At 65.2% G+C, this 18,756-nt stretch carries 18 protein-coding genes; 2 read left to right on the forward strand and 16 right to left on the reverse strand.

Annotated elements, in window-relative coordinates; genetic code table 11:
* Positions 1 to 75 precede the first annotated feature (75 nt).
* Entirely contained in the window at positions 76 to 612 is a 537-nt protein-coding gene (locus DFP89_RS01010; RefSeq protein WP_114347517.1) for a shikimate kinase, read from the forward strand.
* Complete coding sequence (gene aroB / locus DFP89_RS01015; protein WP_114347518.1) at positions 609 to 1,712, forward strand: 3-dehydroquinate synthase; 1,104 nt, start codon at positions 609 to 611, stop codon at positions 1,710 to 1,712. Before DFP89_RS01010 ends, aroB begins: the two co-directional genes overlap by 4 nt.
* Here the strand turns inward: aroB and mnhG are convergent.
* The 16 genes from mnhG to proS all read right to left on the reverse strand — a co-directional run bounded on the left by mnhG (position 1,657) and on the right by proS (position 18,651).
* Positions 1,657 to 2,094, reverse strand: a complete 438-nt coding sequence (mnhG, locus tag DFP89_RS01020) for a monovalent cation/H(+) antiporter subunit G (RefSeq protein ID WP_114347519.1) — start codon at positions 2,092 to 2,094, stop codon at positions 1,657 to 1,659. The genes aroB and mnhG overlap by 56 nt on opposite strands.
* Positions 2,091 to 2,372 carry a K+/H+ antiporter subunit F gene (locus DFP89_RS01025; RefSeq protein WP_114347520.1) on the reverse strand — a complete coding sequence of 94 codons (282 nt, stop codon included), beginning with the start codon at positions 2,370 to 2,372 and terminating at the stop codon, positions 2,091 to 2,093. The genes mnhG and DFP89_RS01025 overlap by 4 nt, the downstream gene beginning before the upstream one ends.
* Positions 2,369 to 2,860 carry a Na+/H+ antiporter subunit E gene (locus DFP89_RS01030; protein ID WP_245948556.1) on the reverse strand — a complete coding sequence of 164 codons (492 nt, stop codon included), beginning with the start codon at positions 2,858 to 2,860 and terminating at the stop codon, positions 2,369 to 2,371. Before DFP89_RS01030 ends, DFP89_RS01025 begins: the two co-directional genes overlap by 4 nt.
* Positions 2,857 to 4,572 carry a monovalent cation/H+ antiporter subunit D gene (locus DFP89_RS01035; protein WP_114347521.1) on the reverse strand — a complete coding sequence of 572 codons (1,716 nt, stop codon included), beginning with the start codon at positions 4,570 to 4,572 and terminating at the stop codon, positions 2,857 to 2,859. The genes DFP89_RS01030 and DFP89_RS01035 overlap by 4 nt, the downstream gene beginning before the upstream one ends.
* Positions 4,565 to 4,915, reverse strand: a complete 351-nt coding sequence (locus tag DFP89_RS01040) for a Na+/H+ antiporter subunit C (RefSeq protein WP_114347522.1) — start codon at positions 4,913 to 4,915, stop codon at positions 4,565 to 4,567. The genes DFP89_RS01035 and DFP89_RS01040 overlap by 8 nt, the downstream gene beginning before the upstream one ends.
* Positions 4,915 to 7,791, reverse strand: coding sequence for a monovalent cation/H+ antiporter subunit A (locus DFP89_RS01045; RefSeq protein ID WP_114347523.1), 2,877 nt, complete (start codon positions 7,789 to 7,791; stop codon positions 4,915 to 4,917). Before DFP89_RS01045 ends, DFP89_RS01040 begins: the two co-directional genes overlap by 1 nt.
* 146 nt (positions 7,792 to 7,937) lie before the next feature.
* Complete coding sequence (locus DFP89_RS01050; protein WP_114347524.1) at positions 7,938 to 9,191, reverse strand: type III PLP-dependent enzyme; 1,254 nt, start codon at positions 9,189 to 9,191, stop codon at positions 7,938 to 7,940.
* Positions 9,172 to 9,408: an acyl carrier protein gene (locus DFP89_RS01055; protein WP_114347525.1), complete on the reverse strand. Its 237-nt coding sequence runs from the start codon at positions 9,406 to 9,408 to the stop codon at positions 9,172 to 9,174. Before DFP89_RS01055 ends, DFP89_RS01050 begins: the two co-directional genes overlap by 20 nt.
* Before the next feature lie 16 nt (positions 9,409 to 9,424).
* Positions 9,425 to 11,002: an AMP-binding protein gene (locus DFP89_RS01060; RefSeq protein WP_114347526.1), complete on the reverse strand. Its 1,578-nt coding sequence runs from the start codon at positions 11,000 to 11,002 to the stop codon at positions 9,425 to 9,427.
* Entirely contained in the window at positions 10,995 to 11,534 is a 540-nt protein-coding gene (locus DFP89_RS01065; RefSeq protein WP_245948557.1) for a serine O-acetyltransferase, read from the reverse strand. Before DFP89_RS01065 ends, DFP89_RS01060 begins: the two co-directional genes overlap by 8 nt.
* An 85-nt stretch (positions 11,535 to 11,619) precedes the next feature.
* On the reverse strand, positions 11,620 to 12,690 hold the full coding sequence (locus tag DFP89_RS01070; RefSeq protein ID WP_114347528.1) for a glycosyltransferase family 61 protein: 1,071 nt from the start codon (positions 12,688 to 12,690) through the stop codon (positions 11,620 to 11,622).
* Positions 12,691 to 12,751: 61 nt separating this feature from the next.
* Complete coding sequence (locus DFP89_RS01075) at positions 12,752 to 13,927, reverse strand: SGNH/GDSL hydrolase family protein (protein ID WP_114347529.1); 1,176 nt, start codon at positions 13,925 to 13,927, stop codon at positions 12,752 to 12,754.
* A 17-nt stretch (positions 13,928 to 13,944) separates the two neighbouring features.
* The gene (locus DFP89_RS01080; RefSeq protein WP_114347530.1) at positions 13,945 to 15,114 is read right to left on the reverse strand and encodes a DegT/DnrJ/EryC1/StrS family aminotransferase; all 1,170 of its coding nucleotides are present in this window, start codon (positions 15,112 to 15,114) and stop codon (positions 13,945 to 13,947) included.
* A complete protein-coding gene (locus DFP89_RS01085) occupies positions 15,111 to 16,034 on the reverse strand; it encodes a GDP-L-fucose synthase family protein (protein ID WP_114347531.1) in 924 nt (307 codons plus the stop codon). The genes DFP89_RS01080 and DFP89_RS01085 overlap by 4 nt, the downstream gene beginning before the upstream one ends.
* A complete protein-coding gene (gene gmd / locus DFP89_RS01090) occupies positions 16,035 to 17,159 on the reverse strand; it encodes a GDP-mannose 4,6-dehydratase (protein WP_114347532.1) in 1,125 nt (374 codons plus the stop codon).
* 136 nt (positions 17,160 to 17,295) lie between these two features.
* The gene (proS, locus tag DFP89_RS01095) at positions 17,296 to 18,651 is read right to left on the reverse strand and encodes a proline--tRNA ligase (protein WP_114347795.1); all 1,356 of its coding nucleotides are present in this window, start codon (positions 18,649 to 18,651) and stop codon (positions 17,296 to 17,298) included.
* Positions 18,652 to 18,756 lie beyond the last annotated feature (105 nt).

Consider the following 18,756-nt stretch of genomic DNA (forward strand, 5'->3'; position numbering starts at 1 on the left):
CGGAATATATATGGCATTTCCCGAAAGATCACGCCATCAGTCACACCGGTTTCGGATGGCGGGATTTGGCGGGTGATGCGGCGAAACATCGTGTTGATCGGGATGATGGGGGCGGGGAAGACCGCGATCGGGGGCGAATTGGCCCGCCGGACGCAACGCCCCTTCGCGGATACCGATGCCGAGATCGAGCGCGCCGCCGCCATGTCCATCCCCGAAATCTTTGCCCGTGACGGCGAGGAGTTCTTTCGCGCCCGCGAATCAGAGGTGCTGGGCCGGGTATTGGCGCTGGGAAACAGCGTGGTTTCCACCGGCGGGGGCGCGTGGCTGCGCCCGGAAAACCGCGAGCGCATCAACCAGAATGGCGTTGCGGTCTGGCTGGATTGTGATCTGGAAACGTTATGGCACCGCGTCCGCCAGCGCCCGACGCGGCCGCTTTTGCAGACCGCCGACCCGCGCGGCACGCTGGAACGCCTGCTGACCGAGCGCGAGCCGTTCTATGCCCTGGCCGATATCCGCGTCTCGGCCCGGCGCGGCGACAGCATCGAACAGACGACGAATCGCGTGATCGCGGCCATCAACGCCCATGATCCCGCCATCCTGGAGGCAGAATGAGCATAGAGACCGTTCATGTGGATCTGGGCGCGCGTTCCTATGACGTGCGGATCGGGCAGGGGCTGCTGGCCCGCGCCGGCAAGGAAATCACCGCGCTTGCAGGCCCGCGCCGCGTCGCCATCCTGACCGACGAGACGGTTGCCGCTTTGCATCTGCCCGCCCTGCGCGAGGCGCTGGCCGCCGAGGGGATCGAGGCCACGGCGCTGGCCCTGCCGGCGGGCGAGGCGACCAAGAACTGGACCGCCCTTGGCCAAGCAACCGAATGGCTGCTGGCGCAAAAGATCGAGCGCAAGGATCTGGTGATCGCGCTTGGCGGCGGCGTCATCGGCGATCTGGCGGGGTTTGCCGCCGCGATCCTGCGCCGTGGCGTGCGTTTCGTGCAGATCCCGACCTCACTTCTGGCGCAGGTGGACAGCTCGGTCGGCGGCAAGACCGGCATCAACAGCCCGCAGGGCAAGAACCTGATCGGCGCCTTTCACCAGCCGTCACTGGTTCTGGCCGATATCGACGTGCTGAATACGCTCACCCCCCGCGATTTCCGCGCCGGTTATGGCGAGGTGGCGAAATACGGGCTGCTGGGTGACGAGGGCTTTTTCGAATGGCTTGAGGGGAATGCAACCGGGCTTGCCTCGGATGCCGCCCTGCGCCAGTGCGCCGTGCGCCATTCCGTGCAGATGAAGGCCGATATCGTCCAGCGCGACGAAACCGAACAGGGCGACCGCGCGCTTTTGAACCTTGGCCACACGTTCGGCCATGCGCTGGAATCGGCGACCGGTTATTCCGACCGGCTGCTGCATGGCGAAGGGGTGGCGATCGGCTGCGCGCTGGCGTTCGAGCTGTCGGCGAAGATGGGACTTTGTAGCCAAGAGGCGCCCTCGCGCGTCGCGGCGCATTTCGCCGCCATGGGCATGCCATCGCGCATCAGTGACATTCCGGGCGATCTGCCGGACGATGAGGCGCTGATCGCGCTGATGGGGCAGGACAAGAAGGTGCAGGACGGCAAGCTGCGCTTTATCCTCGCGCGTGGCATCGGCCGCGCCTTTGTCACCGATGCGGTCGATCCGGCGGTGCTGCGGCAGGTGCTGGCGCAGTCGCGCTAGCTTCGTCCGGCTGCGGCATCACGGGTGCGCGCAGCATTGGCGGCACGATCTCGTCATGGCCCAGCTTCGCGTCGCGGTCGCGGCGCAGGGCCGCGCGGCCCAGCATCAGCAGCGTGATCGGCGAGGTGATCATGATGAAGGTGCCGATCATCAGCTCATGCACGATCCAGCGCCCCTCGAGCAGCGAAAACATCAGCATCGAGGCCAGAATGATCAGCCCGGTGCCGCCGCTATAGCCCAGCGTCGGCGCGTGCAGGCGCTGGTAATAGCCTTTCAGCCGCACGATCCCGAGCCCGCCCAGCAGCGTCATCGTGGCGCCGATCATGACGAAAACGGCGATGAGGATGGCAGCCCAGGGCGGCAGGGTTTCCAGATGTCTCATTCGATCACCTCGCCGCGCATCAGGAACTTGGCGGCGCTGACGGTGGTGACGAAACCCAGCACCGCGATGACCAGTGCGCCCTCGAAAAAGAAGACGTTGCCATTGCCCATGCCGATGACCAGAAACAGCAGCATGGCGTTGATATACATCGTGTCCAGCCCCAGCACGCGGTCCTGCGCGCGCGGGCCGCGCAGCATCCGCCAGCAGGCCAGCGCCAGCGCGAGGATCAGTGCGATCTGGGCATAGGCCAGCGCGAAGCGAAGGATATCGGCGCTCATTCGAAAATCTCCATCAGCAGGGTCTCGTAACGGTCGCGGATCAGGCTTTGCCAGTCGGCATCGCTGCGCAGGTCAAGGACATGCAGCAAAAGCCGGCCGTCCTGATGTTCGTATTCCAGCCAGGCCGTGCCGGGCGTGCCGTTCAGGATGATCGCCAGAACGGCGATGGCATTGGGGTCGCGCAGGCGCAGGTGCAGCTCGATAAAGCCGGAGTGATAGCTGGGATGGTCCGGCCCCAGGGTCAGAATGCGCGCCACCGCGATATTCGAGCGGATGATATCAATGAGCACGATCCCGGCCAGTTGCGGGATCGCCGACCAGCGCCGGAAACGCGGGCGCGGCGGATGCAGGTAATTGACCGCCCAGCCCGCCACCAGCGAGATCAGCGTGCCCAGCAGCAGGTGCCCCAGCGAAAATGCGGTCAGGCACAGCCACATCAGGACCAGCGCGGCGGACAGTACGGGATGGGGGATCACGCGGCCGATCATGGATCCACCTCGACCTCGTTGCCGGGCTGTTCGGGGGCAAGGTTCACCACCGGCGCCGCGCGCACGTCCTGCGCATTTTTCAGGACCGCATCGCGATAGGTGGCGGGCTCCAGCAGGGCGACGGCGGTGGCGCGGGTATAGCTGAGCAGCGCGTCCGCCCGCAGCGTCTGCAGCGCGATCATCGCCAGCAGGATCACCGCCGGCACCACCTCAAGCGCAAGGATGCGCGGGGTCGGGCCCGCCTCGGCCCAGAAGCGGCGGATGCCGAAGCGCATCAGCGCGATCAGCGCGCCAAGCCCCGACAGGATCAGCATGGCGGCATAGACCCAGAGGATCGCGGGCAGCGCGCCGGTATGGGACAGGTTGTCCTCGACCGCGCCGCGTAGGATGGCGAATTTGCCGATAAAGCCCGGCAGCGGCGGCAGCCCGGCCAGCATCGCCGCAACGAGGCCAAAGCAGACCGCCATGGTCAGCCAGCTCACGGTGCGGGTGCTGGCGGGGGTCGCGACATCCTCGACCGTATCGAGGCCCATCGGCGCCCAGCTTTCGCTGAGCGGGTCGGGCTCGGTCTCGGGCGTCTGCGCGGTATCGCTGCCCTGATCGCCCCGGCTGACCGGTTCGGCGATCAGGAAAAAGGCCGAGATCGCGGCGGTCGAGCCGACCATGTAGTAAAGCGCGCCGCCCAGCATCATCGGCCCGCCGCCGGCCTGCGCAAAGCCGATGGCCGCCAGCACCGTGCCCGAGGAGATGATCGCCAGATACCCGCCCTTGCGGGCCAGCTCCGGCGTGCCCAGAATGCCGATCATGCCGAAAGCCATGGTCAGGACGCCGGCGATCATCAGCGCCGGTGCCCCGAACCCGGCCGAGGGCCCGGCATCGGGCCCCAGCACCAGCAGCGACAGGCGCAGGATCACATAGATGCCGACCTTGGTCATGATCGCCATGATCGCCGCCGCCGGGGGCGAGGCCGCCGCATAGGTCGGCGGCAGCCAGAAGCACAGGGGCCAGACCGCCGCCTTGATCAGGAAGGCCAGCCCCAGAAACCCGGCCGCGGCATGAAACAGCAGCCGGTCAGTGCCATCGAGCCAGTAAAGCGCCCGCCCGATATCGGCCATGTTCAGGGTGCCGGTGGTGCCATAGATCAGCGCGACCCCGATCAGGAACAAGAGCGAGGCGGCCAGGTTGATGGCGATGTAATGCAAGCCCGCCCTGATCCGTTCCGGCCCAGAGCCATGCAGCATGAGGCCATATGAGGCCGCCAGCATCACCTCGAAGAACACGAACAGGTTGAACAGGTCGCCGGTCAGAAAGGCGCCGTTGACGCCCGCCAGCAGGAACTGGAACATGCTGTGATAATGCTGGCCCTTGCCGTGCCAGCCTGCGGCGGCATAGATCAGCGACGGGCCAGCGAGCAGCGCGGTCAGCATCACCATCATCACCGACAGCCGGTCCAGCACCAGCACGATGCCGATGGGCACCGGCCAGTTCCCCAAGGGGTAAAGCCCGACCACGGTGCCGCCCTGCTCGGTCACCGATTTCACATCCGCGACCAGTTCCAGCGAGGCGATGAAGGTCAGCGCCACCGCCGCCAGCCCCATCATCAGCTTGGTCTGGCGGTTCTGGTCGTTGTAAAACAGCATGATCGCGCCGGCGACCAGCGGGATCAGGATCGGGGCGATGATCAGGTGATCGGGGCTCAGCGCGTCATTCATCGCGGCCGCGCTCCTTTCCGTCGACGTGATCGGTGCCGGTGGCGCCGCGCGCCGCGATCATGACGACCAGAAATAGTGCCGTGGTGGCAAAGCTGATGACGATGGCGGTCAGGACCAGCGATTGCGGCAGCGGATCGGCATAGGCCGTCGGATCGACAAAGCCGCCCTTGGGCATGATCGGCGCGGCACCGATGTAAAGCCGCCCCATGGCAAAGATGAACAGGTTGACGCCGTAGGCCAGCAGGCACAGCCCGACGATCACCTGATAGGAGCGCGGGCGCAGCATCAGCCAGACGCCCGATCCGACCAGCACGCCGATGGCAAGGGCAAGGATGATCTCCATCAGTTGGCCTCCTTGCTGGCGGGACGGCGCGGGCGCGGGGCCACGCGCAGCGACTGGTGGGCAATCGCGATCAACATCAGCACGATCGCGCCCAGAACCAGCGCGAAGACCCCGAAATCGAACAGCATCGCGGTCGAGAAGGGCACCTTGCCGATCACCGGCAGGTCCAGATATTGCGCATGCGCGGTCAGGAACGGATAGCCGAAAAGCCACGAGCCGGCCCCCACAGCCGCAGCGACCGTCAACCCGGTCGCCATCCAGCGGATCGGCAGCACGGTCAGCCGCGCCTCGACCCAGCGCACATTGGCCGCGACATATTGCAAGAGGATCGCCACGGCCAGCGTGACCCCCGCCGCAAAGCCGCCGCCCGGCAGGTCATGGCCGCGAAAGAACAGATAGGCCGACAGCGTGATGATCGGCGCGAACATCCATTGCATCAGTACGGCGGGCACGAAGAGATATGCCTCGAGCGCCTGTTCCTCGGCGTCAAGCTGCGGGCGCGGGCGTTCGGTGCTTTCGGGGGCGGCGCGGAAACGGCGCAGCAGGGCATAGACGGTCAGGCCCACGACGGCCAGCACGGTGATCTCGCCAAAGGTGTCGAAGGCGCGGAAATCGACCAGAATGACGTTGACGACATTGGTGCCGCCGCCCTCGACATAGGCATTGCGCAGGAACCAGTCCCCGACCGAGGCGCCGGGCGTGGTCAAAAGCACCGCCAGAGCCATGGCGGTCATGCCGGCGCCGCAGGTCAGCGCGATCAGCAGGTCGCGAAAGCGGCGGATGCGGGCGGGCAGGTTGCGGTCGCCGGCGATTTCCTCGTCGCGCTTGGGCAGCCAGCGCAGGCCCAGAAGCAGCAGCGTGGTGGTGGCGATCTCGACCAGCAATTGCGTCACGGCAAGGTCGGGGGCCGACAGCCACACGAAGGTCGCGCAGGTGACCAGACCGGCGCCGCCCATCAGGATCAGCGCGGCAAAGCGGTGATACTTGGCCTGCCAGGCCGCGCCGATGGCGCAGGCCCCGCCGACGATCCACAACAGCGCAAAGACCAGCTCGCGCGAGCGCATCTCGGGCAAGGGCACGTTCCAGTCCAGATGGCGCAGCGCGAACCAGCCCGCCGCCAGGGTCAGCAGCACCACCGCGCGCAACTGCGCCTGCAAGCCGTTCGCCGACAGGATGCGCAGCGCGGCGCGGGGCAGGCGCTGGGTCAGGACCCGCATGGCGCGTTCGTAAATGCGCGCGATATCCAGCTTGCGCATCAGCCGGGTGCCGTCCTCGCCAGAGTTGATGGTGCGTCGCGGCAGGCAATAGATCATGATGCCCAGCCCCATGGCGATCAGGCTCATGATCAGGGGGGCGTTGACGCCGTGCCAGATCTTCAGGCTGAAATGCGGCAGGTCCGGACCGATCAGCGCCAGTCCCGCGGTTTCCAGCAGGTTGCCCAGCACGAACTGCGGGAAAAGACCGATGCTGACGCAGATCGCGACCAGCACCGCGACCGGCAGGCGCATCAGCAGGGGCGGCTCATGCGGGTGGCGGGGCAGGTCGGTCGCGGGCGGGCCGAAGAACACCTTGACGATGAAGCGCAGCGAATAGGCGGTGCTGAACGAGGCCGCCAGCACCGCGATATAGGGCGCGGCATTGTCCAGAGGACTGCCATTGTTCCAGACATAGGTCGCCTCGAAGAACATTTCCTTGGACAGGAAACCGTTCAGTAGCGGCACGCCCGCCATGGCGCCGGAGGCGATGATCGCCAGCGTCGCGGTGATCGGCATGACCCGCGCCAGCCCCGAGAGGCGGCGCATGTCGCGGGTGCCGGTCTCGTGGTCGATGATGCCTGCGGCCATGAACAGCGAGGCCTTGAAGACCGCGTGATTGACGATGTGAAAGACGGCGGCGATCAGCGCCAGAGGCGTGCCGATCCCGGCCAGCGCGGTGATCAGCCCCAGATGGCTGATGGTGGAGTAAGCGAGCAGCCCTTTGAGATCATGCTTGAAAAGCGCGATCACCGCACCCAGCAGCATGGTCGCAAGGCCGATGCCGGTGACGATCTGGAACCATTCCACCGTGCCCCCCAGCGCCGGGTGAAAGCGCAGGAGCACAAAGACCCCGGCCTTCACCATGGTCGCCGAATGCAGATAGGCCGAAACCGGGGTCGGCGCGGCCATGGCATTGGGCAGCCAGAAATGGAACGGGAACTGTGCCGATTTGGTGAAGGCGCCCAGCACGAACAGGATCAGCGCCACCGGATAAAGCTTGTGCCCGGTGATCTGCGGCCCCGAGATCAGCACGGTTTCAAGGTCATAGCTGCCGGCGATCTGGCCGATCAGGATCATCGCCACCAGCAGGCACAGCCCCCCAGAGGCAGTCACGATCAGCGACATGCGCGCGCCGTCGCGGGCATCCTGACGGTGATACCAATAGCCGATCAGCAGGAACGAGACGAGGCTGGTCAGTTCCCAGAACACCACCAGCATGATGATATTGCCCGACAGGATCAGCCCCGACATGGCGCCGGCAAAGGCCAGCAGGCAGGCGTAAAGCCGCGCGGCGGAATCCTCGGGCGACATGTAATAGCGCGCGTAAAGGATCACCAGAAAGCCGATCCCCGCCACCAGCACCATGAACAGCCACGAAAACCCGTCGATGCGGAAGGCCAGCTCCAACCCGACCGAGTCGATCCAGTCGACCCGCGCGATCACCCGGCCGCCCTCGGCGACATCGGGGTAAAGCACGCCCAGCACCACCAGCGCCAGCACCATGGTCAGCCCGGCCAGCCAGCATTCGCCATTGCGCGCGCCGATGGGCAGGGTGGCCGCCAGAGCGGCCGACACGAATGGCGCCAGAACAAGCAAGAGCAACAGGTTCTGTGCGACCATCGGCAACCTTGTCAGATCGGGGAAACTGCGCCGATGTTAGCCGCGCCGGAGCCGGAATGACAACCGCGCAGCCACGAAAAACCCGCAGGAAAGATGCCGTTCAGCAATATGTTATCGCCCTGCCGCGCGATGCGGCACAGGCGCGGTCACCGGGCGGTGATCCGGGTCGCGTCCTGCAACTGCCCGCCGGTCAGCAGCACCTCGCGCGGCAGCGGGTGGCTGATGAAGTAAAGCGGGCTGGCCGTTGGCCCATAGGCGCCGCAGGCATGGATGGCGATCAGGTCGCCCTCGTCAAGCCGGGGCAGCATGACCCCGCCGCCCAGCTTGTCGATCGAGGTGCAGAGCGGGCCGGAAATGTCGTGCTTTTCCTCGGGCCGGGTGCCGGCTTCGTCACCGCCAATACGGTGGATGACATAGTTGCGGCGCAGCACCATGCCGAAATTGCCCGAGGCCGCCAGATTCGCGTTCAGCCCGCCATCGCAGATCGCGATGCGGCTGCCGCGCGATTGCTTGACCGAGACGACGCGGGTCACGAACCAGCCCGCCGGTCCGACCAGATAGCGGCCCAGTTCCAGCACCAGTTTCGTGCCGGCAAGGCGCGGATCGGCGCGGAAGGTGTCCAGCGCCGGGCCGATCTCGGCGGCGATGGCGGCAAGGTCCAGCGCCTGATCGCCAGGGTGATAGGGAATGCCAAGCCCCGCGCCGAAGATCAGCTTTTCGGGGCGCAGGTCCAGCGCGGCGCAGGTCTGGGAAAACACCTGCATGAAGATGCGCCAGTTCTCGCAGATCGCGTCAGGCTTCAGGCTTTGCGTGCCGGAATAGATATGCAGCCCGATGATGCGCAGGTTGGGCAGGGCGGCGATCCGGGGCAGGATTTCGGCGGCATCCTCGACATCGATGCCAAAGGGGCTGGGCCGTCCGGCCATCTGGTCGCCAAAGCCCTTGGGCACGCGGTCGGGGGCGATGCGGATCAGCACCGGCTGGATGCGTCCGGCCTCGGCTGCAAGGCGGTCGGCCAGCTCGGCCTCACGCAGGCTTTCAAGGACCAGCTCACCCAGACCGCAATCGATGGCGTCGCGCAGCTCGAATTCCTGCTTAGCCGGGCCGGTAAAGCTGATCCGGGCCGGGTCCCATCCGGCCTGCCGTCCCAGCACCAGCTCGCCGCCCGAGGAAATGTCCAGATAGTCCAGCCGGTCGCGCATCCAGCCCAGCAGCGCCGGGTTCGGGTTGCTTTTCACGGCAAAACTGATCGCGAACCAGCGTCCCAGATGCGCGCGCAGATCGGCCAGCCGCGCCTCCACGATGTCGGTGGCATAGACATAGGCCGGCGTCCCAAGGCGGTCCGCCGCCTCGGTCAGGTGCTGGTCAAGCGCAACCGGGTCAATTTTGCTTGGTAACATAGTCTAGGATGGCGTCGATGGTATCGAAATTGTCCAGCGTCACATCGGCAGGCTGCACATGCGCGCCGCCCTTGTCCTCGATGAAGGCGATCAGCCCCACCATCGAGACCGAATCGAGCATCCCGGTCGAGAACAGCTCTGTGTCGCCCGCGATGGGCTCGTCGACGTTCAGTTCGGTCTGAACATAAGTGATAAGATCGTCTTTGTTGAGGCTCATGGTCCGTTGCTTTCCGTCAAACCTGTGCAGCGGCCGCCGCCTTGGCGGTCGCGATGATGGCGGGGCGGTCCAGCTTGCCGCTGGCTGTACGGGGCATGGTGCCGTCCCAAGCATGAAAATAGCTGGGACGCATGTAATGCGCCATCGTTCTGGTGCAATGCAACGCAAGTGCGCTTTCATCCGCCTGCGGCAGATAGGTCACGGCGGCATGAACGGCCTGACCCAGTTCGGGGTCCTCGACGCCGTAGGCCACGACATCGCTGACCAGCCCGCTTTGCGAGATGATGTCCTCGACCTCGGTCGGCGACAGGCGGAAGCCCAGCGTCTTGATCATCTCGTCCATGCGGCTGACGAACCACATGTCGCCATCGTCATCGACCCGCACCAGATCGCCCGACCAGACCACCGGCTCGTCGCCCAGAATATGCGCAAGCTCGGGGCAGGGGCGGATCTTCCGGGCGGTGACCTCGGGCTGTTCCCAATAGCCCATGCTGACCAGGGGGCCGGCATGGACCAGTTCGCCCTGTTCGCCGGGACCGGCGATGCCCTGGCCATGCTTGATCGCAAAGACGCGCGCATTGGGGATCTGGCGTCCGATCGAACCCATCTTGGCGGCATATTTTTCGGGCGGCAGATAGGTCGAGCGGAAGGATTCGGTCAGCCCGTACATCAGGTAGATATCGACGCCCGGAAAGACCTGCGGCAGCACCTCAAGGATATTCGGGGGGATCTTGCCGCCGGTATTGGTGATACGTTTCAGCGCCGGCAGCTCGGTCGGGCTGTCCTGCAGCAACCGCACGATCTGGTTCCACAGCGGCGGCACCCCGGCGATGCCCGTCACATTCTCGTCCAGGGCCATGCGGATGATCTCGGTCTGCATGGCCAGCGGCTGGTGGACGACGGTGCCGCCGGTCAGCAGCATCGTCGTCAGCTGGTTGAGACCGGCGTCGAAGCTGTAGGGCAGCACGGAAAGCAGCCGGTCGGTTTCGTCCAGACGCAGATATTCGGCCACCGAGATCGCGCCGACGCGGATATTGCGATGGCTGAGCATCACCCCCTTGGGCGCCCCGGTCGAGCCCGAGGTGTAGATGATCATCGCCAGGCCGCGCGGGTCGGATTCGTCGGGCGCGGAGCCGGTATCGGCGGGCAACGCCGTCCACGGGTCCGCGCCCTGGGCAAGGCCCTCGGCCTTACCCTGAAACAGAAATGCCGTGCCTTCGGGCAGGGCATTGTCGCCGGTCAGCCTGACCAGCGCATTGCGCGGCCCGATCACCGCCCGCGCACGGCTGTCGCGGGCGACATAGGCCAGCTGCGCCGCCGTCCAGCGAAAATTCACATTCACGACCACCGCGCCCATCTTCCAGGCGCCGAACATGGCGGCGACCTCGTCGATGCCCTTGCGCAGATGCACGATCACCCGGTCACCCGGCCGGATCCCCCGCGCGACCAGCCAGTCGGCGATGCGGCCGGCCTCGGCCACCAGCTCTGCATAGGTCGCGCGGTGCGTGCGGTCGATGGCCGCGATCTTGCCGGCGCGTTCCGGCAGGTTGTCTGCCAAGAGCTGCCACATGCGACGGTCGAAACGCTCATCCATCGCCGGCGGCTTTTTTCTTCTTGGCCGCAAAGATCGGCAGGCTGGGATAGATCTTCGCGGGCGAGCCGAAGACGATCGAATCAGAGGGGACATTGGTCGTCACGGCGGTATTGGCACCGATCCGCACCCGGTCGCCGATCTTGATGCGGCCCAGCACGGTCGAGTTCACGCCGATGAACACGTCATCGCCAATGACCGGCGCCCCCGGTCCCATATTGGTGCCGATGGTGACATTGTGCATGACGCCGCAGCGGTCGCCGATCACCGCCTCGGGGTGGATCGACAGCGAGCCCTCGGCATGGATGATGTGGAAGTCCTTGCCGATGGTGACCTGGGGGGGGATCCACACTTTGGTGACGTTCAGGATCAGGAATTTCTGCAGCCCATAGAACTTGGTGGCGATCCAGCGCAATGCAGGATTGTGAATGCCGATCGCCCAGCGACCATAGCGATAGACCGCAAGCGAGATGAATGCGGTTTCGGTCAGCGAACGGCCATGGCGCCGGTAATCACCACGCAGATTTTCAAACATCACCATACACTTACATATTCGAAAAAGGCGTCCAAAACGGTTCTCTTCCAATATCTCAGATGAAAGGGAAAACTCAACCTGACTGTTAGGACGGGTTTTGCGGGTTGCGGGCCGCGATCAGGTCAAGCGTGCGGCGCAGATCGTCCCATTCCAGGCGAAAACCGCCGATGGTTCCATGGCCCACGACCATGGCAAAGTGCTGCCGCCAGCAATCCGTGAGCAGCTTCAGCGCCGAGGTGACCCGGTCCGGGGGCTGGATGGTCAGCAGCGCGCCGCCCGCGCGCATCGCGATGACGCCATGGGCAAGCTGGCTGCCCTCGACCCCGACGACCAGATCAGTGCCGCCGACGGCCAGGGCGATCTCGTCAACGCTGTGGCGGTCGATATAGAGCGTGCGAAAGCCGTATTCCACCTCGAGCCGCTCGGCGATCTCGGCCTCGTTCTCCAGGATGCGCGTCGCACCGCTGGTGCCGCGAAAGATGAAGACACCGGGCAGAGGCTTGCAGACGCGCCCCGCCAGCAGACGGGCGCGGTTCTCGCTTGCGCGGGCCTGACGGCTGGCATTGTTGTGCAGATCGTCAAACAGCACCAGCTCGTCGAAATGCACATCGCCGATGCGTTCGGGCGTCATGCCCAGCACTTCCTCATAGCGCGCGATATGGCCGCCGCGGAGCGGGGCCGTGGTCACGGGATGGCCGGCGGTCTCGGCCAGCCGATAGGTCATGCAGTCGTTCAACAGCCAGTTTCCGAACCAGCGATTGCCGATCCAGCTTTCATAGATCGCCCCCGAAATGCTGCGCTCGGGGCGGGGATAGGACAGGCGCCGGCCCTCGTGCCGGCCATCGCGCAGATGCATCTCGGCGCCGCGCGCATATAGGGCGCCGTCGATGTAATCCACGTCGCGCAGCCGGTAAGCCATGGTCGCCGCGATCGGCTCCTGTGGATCGCCCAGCATGCATGCCACGATATCGCTGAGCGCGCCGAATTCCGTTTGTGCGACATGCTCGATCTGGTCAGGCAGCCAGATCCCCGGAATGATCTCGACCTTTTCCGCCGGGCTGATTTCCCAGCGCTCGACGGCGGTGTCGAGGAACTCTTTGCGCCCGCCGCCGACAAGGCGCGCGAGACGATTTGTGATCGGTCGCAGGGAATGCATCTATGCTCGGCCTTGTTGTTGGACCCGAGTTTATGGCGATGAGCCGGGGGCACAAGGGGCGTCAGCCGCCCCAGCCCGGCAAAGTGTCGCGGACCGTGCCGGCAAGGGTCTTGGCGATCATCGCGTGATCGGCCATCGAGGGATGCCACAGGCAGGCGCTGCGCTGCAGATCGGGCAGGACCACCAGCTTGACCCCGACGCCATCCGCGGCCAGGGCTTCGGCGGTCTGGCGATAGGGAGCGATCAGTTCCTCGCCATATTCGCCGAATGCCAGCAGGATCAGCTGCGCATCCGGGTTCTCGGCCAGCCGGGCGCGGGCGAATTCCGCAAGCGCGGGGCCGAAATCGCGTGACAGCGCGGCCTTGTCCTGCCAGGGCTCGCCCGTGGCAAAACCCGAGCCGAAATCGTTTGAGCCCAGCCCGATCACCAGAAGATCCGCCTTGCGTCCGGGCAGCCGCGCCGCCTCAGGCTGCGAGGGCAGAGCCAGCGGGTAAAGCTGGCGCATGGTCCGCTGCGGCTCGACCCCGCCGTAATTGCGCAAAAGCCCGATCCCGGAGCGCGCGATCACCCGGTAATCCGTGCCCAGATCCTGCGCCAGCCGGGCCGGAAAGGCGCGGCTGGTATCGGTCGCGGCAAAGACCTGTTCGCTGTCGCAATCGCGCCGCTGCGAGGTGTTGCCAAAGCCCACCGTGTCGGAATCGCCGATGAATTCGATCAGCCGGGCCGGTGGCTGGGGTGCCGGCAAGGGTGTCGCGCCGGCATCCAGGAAAAACCCGTCGAACTCGGCCGGGCCATGCCATTCGCTGATCCGCTCGGCCCGGATCAGGTGCGGACCGGAGGGCAGGCCCTCGATGCGCAGATCCTTCTGGCCGGGACGGGCGATCTCGACCGCGCTGCCATCCAGCGTGACGCGCCAGCGGTCGACAGAATCGTTCAGCCGCAACGTGATGGCGCTGCCCTGAAAGCGCGCCTCGGCCCGCAGGGCCGGCCATTCGTGCAAAAGACTGCCAGATGCATCCCCCGCCGCCACCCGCCCGGTGATCTGCGCGGGCAGGGCGGTCAGGCCCGGCTGCGGCGCGATCAGCCGCGCGGCAAAGGGTGCGTCCGGGGTCAGGCGCAGGGCAGGGACCGGGGTCTCGGGAAAGGGTGGCTGCGGCCATGCAAATGTCGCCAGCGCAACCGCAAAGGTCGCACCGGACAGACCCAGCGCCCAACTTCTGATCCGCCGATGCCGCATTTCCCCCGGCTTCGCTGCTATCCCCGAAACCTTGCGATGATTCCGATCGCTTCGGCAATATTATAGTGATGATTGCCAATGAAAAAGCCGTTGCGGTCGATGTCTTCGGCATGAGTCATGGCGCCGTGCAGGCTGTGATCCATCATCGCCAGAACGGGATTCTTGGTGAAATTACCGCTGACGATGGGGCGGGTTTCAAAGCCAAGCTTATCAAGGCGCGCCAGCACCTCGCGCCGGGTCAGGCCGCAATCCGGGCGCAGGATCATCGCAAAGCCGAACCAGCTGCTATGGCCGGTTTCGCGCTGGATGCGAAACAGCGGATGGTCCGCCATCTCGCGCGCCCACAGCGCGCCATTCGCGCGCCGCCCCGCGATCAGCGTGGGTAGCTTTTTCAGCTGCTCGACCCCCAGCGCCCCAGACATTTCCAGGGGGCGCAGGTTGTAGCCGGGCAGGACAAAGCGAAAGCTTTCCTCGAACGGATCGTCGCTTTTCTCGCCGGTCAGGCGGTTGAATTTCGGCAGGTTGCGGGTCCAGCCATGGGCGCGCAGCGCCAGAAGGATATGGTAAAGCTCTTCGTCATCGGTGACGATCAGCCCCCCCTCCATGGTCGAGATGTGATGCGAGAAAAAGCACGAAAACGTCCCCATCACCCCGAAGGTCCCGGTCTGGCGGCCGCCGAACATGGCGCCCATGGATTCGCAGTTATCCTCGATCAGGGTGATGCGGCGGGAGCCGATCAGGGCACGGATCGCGTCGAAATCATTGGGATTGCCCAAAAGGTTCACCGCCATGATCGCACGGGTGCGGTCGCTGATGGCGCTTTCCAAGGCGGTCAGGTCATAGTTCAGCGTATGGGCGTCGATATCGACGAATTTCAGGTGCAGCCCGTATTGGTGCAGCGGGAAATAGGTCGTGGACCACGAGACGGCGGGCACGATCACCTCGTCCCCCGGCATCAGGCGCAGATCGGGGTTCTGCGTATAGCGCAGCGCCGCCACCATCGCCAGATTGGCCGATGAGCCGGAATTGACCATCACCGCGTAACGCGAGCCGGTGAAGCGGGCGAAATCGGCCTCGAATGCCGCGACCTCGGGCCCCATGGAATAGCGGTCCGAGGCGATGACGCGCTGCAAGGCCGCCTGTTCGGCGTCGTCCCAGCTTGAGGTTGCCAGCGGAAAGCGGATCATCGCGCGTCCTTCAGGTAATGGGCATAGGTCGCGGCAATGCCGTCGCGCAAAGGGGTCTGCGGCGCCCAGCCCCATGCGGTCTGGCGCGCCACGTCAAGCAGCTTGCGGCGCATGCCGACGGGCCGGTCAAGGTCATGGGTAAAGCGGCCCTTCCAGCCGATCACCTCGGCCGCGATGCGGTAATAGTCGTTGATGGAATGATCCTTACCGGGGCCGACATTCATCACCGGCGGCAAGGCGCTTGGATCGTCCAGCGCTCGCAGGATCGCGCCGGCCAGATCGGGCGCGTACATGAATTCGCGCCGGGCTTCGCCATCGCCCCAGATCTCGACCGTGCCCTCGCCCGCCTGTTTCGCCTGATGCAGCTTGTGAATGATCGCCGGGACCAGATGCGAATGGCGCGGGTCGAACTTGTCATGCGGCCCGTAAAGATTGCAGGGGATCAGCGTGCGCCATGCCAGGTCCGGATCCTCGCGCGTGGCATATTCGATCAGCCGCATGGCCATGATCTTGGCCAGCGCATAACCTTCGTTCGTGGGCTCAAGCGGGCCGGTCAGGATGCGGTCTTCGGTCAGGCCGTCGTCCAGATCGCGCGGATAGACGCAGCTTGAGCTGAGGTTGATCAGCACCGGCACCCGCGCTGCCCGGCAGGCCTCGATCACGTTCAGCCCGATGCGGGCATTCTCGGCCAGATAGCGGACCGGCTCGGCCATATTGGCCTGAATGCCGCCGACAAGCCCCGCGGCATGGACGACGGCATCGGGGCGATACCGTGCCAGCCAGTCCTGCAAGGCGCGGGCATCGGACAGATCCAGCTCGGTCCGCGCGGGCGCCAGAACCTCCCAGCGGGACAGGCCGGGATGGTCGCGCAGATTGCGGCCGACCATGCCTTGCCCGCCGGTCAGGAACAGCCGCGCCACCTATTTCCCCTCGGCCGCGACCGGCTCGGCCAAGCCGTGATGGCGCAAAAGCGCGTGGCGTCGCGCGATCTGCAGGTCATTGGCGACCATCTCGGCGATCATCTCGGGCAGGGTGGTCTGGGGTTTCCAGCCCAGCTGCCGATGCGCCTTGCCGGCATCGCCTTGCAGGGTGGCGACCTCGGCGGGGCGGAAATATTTCGGATCGACGCGCATCACCACATCGCCCGGCTTCAAGGCCGGCGCCTTGTCGCCGCTGACCGAGGCGACCACGGCGATCTCCTCGATGCCCGCGCCGCGAAACTCCAGCACGATCCCCAGTTCGCCCGCCGCCCAGATCAGGAACTGGCGCACGGAATGCTGCTCGCCGGTGGCGATGACATAATCGTCGGGCTGCTCGCATTGCAGCATCAGCCATTGCATGCGCACATAATCGCGCGCATGGCCCCAGTCGCGTAACGCGTCCAGATTGCCCATATACAGGCACCCCTCCAGCCCCTGCGCGATATTGGCCAGCCCGCGCGTGATCTTGCGGGTGACGAAGGTCTCGCCCCGGCGCGGGCTTTCATGGTTGAAAAGAATCCCGTTGCAGGCAAACAGCCCGTAGGCCTCGCGGTAATTCACCGTCATCCAATAGGCGTAAAGCTTGGCCACAGCATAGGGGCTGCGCGGGTGAAAGGGCGTCGTTTCGGTCTGCGGCGTCTCGCGCACCAGACCGTAAAGCTCGGATGTCGAGGCCTGATAATAGCGCGTCTGCCCCTCAAGCCCCAGAAAGCGGATCGCCTCAAGCAGGCGCAGGGCGCCGAGCGCATCGACATCGGCGGTATATTCGGGCGCCTCGAAACTGACCGCGACATGGGATTGCGCGCCAAGGTTATAAACCTCGTCGGGGCGGATCTCGGCCATGATCCGGGTCAGGTTCGAACTGTCGGTCAGATCGCCGTAATGCAGGAAAAAGCGCGGCTGTGCCTCATGCGGGTCCTGAAAGATGTGATCGACCCGCTGGGTGTTGAAGGACGAGGCGCGGCGCTTGATGCCATGGACCTCATAGCCCTTGTCCAGAAGGAACTCGGCCAGATACGAGCCGTCCTGCCCGGTCACCCCGGTGATCAGAGCCTTCTTGGCCACCACTTCCCCCCTGCGCTGTGTCGCGCGACAGCCAAGCCGCGCAACCACAAGATGTCAACGCCGCATGGTGGCGCGGATCATGCCATCTTCCATGTTCAAATATCCATGGAACAGCGCCACCGGCGCGGCCAGATGCTTATTGGAACGCGGCCTCGAAAACCGGCCGATAGATCTCGCGCAGCCGCTCGACCGCCTCGGCGGGTGACATTTCGACCGACTCGCCGCTGCGGCGCGAGGTCAGCTCGACCTTGTTATTGGCCAGCCCGCGCGGCCCGACGGTGATGCGCCAGGGCAGGCCGATCAGGTCCATGGTGGCGAATTTCGCCCCCGCACGCTCGTCGCGGTCGTCGTAAAGCGGATCCAGCCCCGCGGCCTTGAGATCGCGGTAAAGCGCCTCGCAGGCATTGTCGGTCGAGGCGTCGCCCTGTTTCAGGTTGACGATGCCGACATGGAAGGGGGTGACGCCCTCGGGCCAGATGATGCCCTTGTCGTCGTGATTGGCCTCGATGATGGCGCCCAGCAGACGGCTGACGCCGATGCCGTGGCTACCCATATGGACCGGCACGCGGCTGCCATCGGGGCCGACGACGGTGGCGCCCATCGGCTCGGAATATTTGGTGCCGAAATAGAAGATCTGGCCGACCTCGATGCCGCGCGCCGAACGGCGGCGTTCCTCGGGGACCTTGTCGAAGATCGCCTCGTCATGGGTCTCGTCGGTGCGGGCATAGCGGCTGGTGAATTCCTCCAGCACGGCCTGACACTGTTCGACGCTGTCATAGTCGATCTGGCGGTTGCCGAATTTCAGATCGGTGATCTCGCTGTCATAGAAGACCTCGGATTCGCCGGTTTCGGCCAGCACCAGAAATTCATGGGTATAGTCGCCGCCGATCGGTCCGCCATCGGCGCGCATCGGAATAGCCTGCAGGCCCATGCGCTCATAGGTGCGCAGATAGCTGACCAGATGCCGGTTATAGGCATGCAGCGCGTCTTCCTTGGTCAGGTCGAAGTTGTAGCCGTCTTTCATCAGGAATTCGCGGCCGCGCATGACGCCGAAACGCGGGCGGATCTCGTCGCGGAACTTCCACTGGATGTGGTAAAGCGTCAGCGGCAGGTCCTTGTAGCTGTTCACATGGCTGCGGAAGATGTCGGTGATCATCTCCTCGTTGGTGGGGCCATAAAGCATGTCGCGCTTGTGGCGGTCGGTGATGCGCAGCATCTCCTCGCCATAATCGTCATAGCGGCCGGATTCGCGCCACAGATCGGCGGGTTGCAGCGTCGGCATCAGCATCGGGATATGGCCGGCGCGCTGCTGTTCCTCATGCACGATCTGCTCGATGCGACGCAGCAGCTTGTGGCCCAGCGGCAGCCAGGAATAGATGCCCGCCGCCTGCTGCTTGATCATGCCGGCACGCAGCATCAGCCGGTGGCTGACGATCTGGGCCTCTTTGGGGTCTTCTTTCAGGACGGGCATGAAGTAGCGCGAAAGCCGCATGGCGAAATCCTCGATCTTGGTCGGCACGGGTTAGCGCAGAGCGGCTGACGGGGCAACGGCTTCCTTGCAACTGCCGTGCCAAGGCGGCAAATAGGACGCGACATA

Origin of the sequence: Paracoccus lutimaris (assembly GCF_003337565.1) — a bacterium.
GTDB classification, from domain to species: Bacteria; Pseudomonadota; Alphaproteobacteria; order Rhodobacterales; family Rhodobacteraceae; genus Paracoccus; species Paracoccus lutimaris.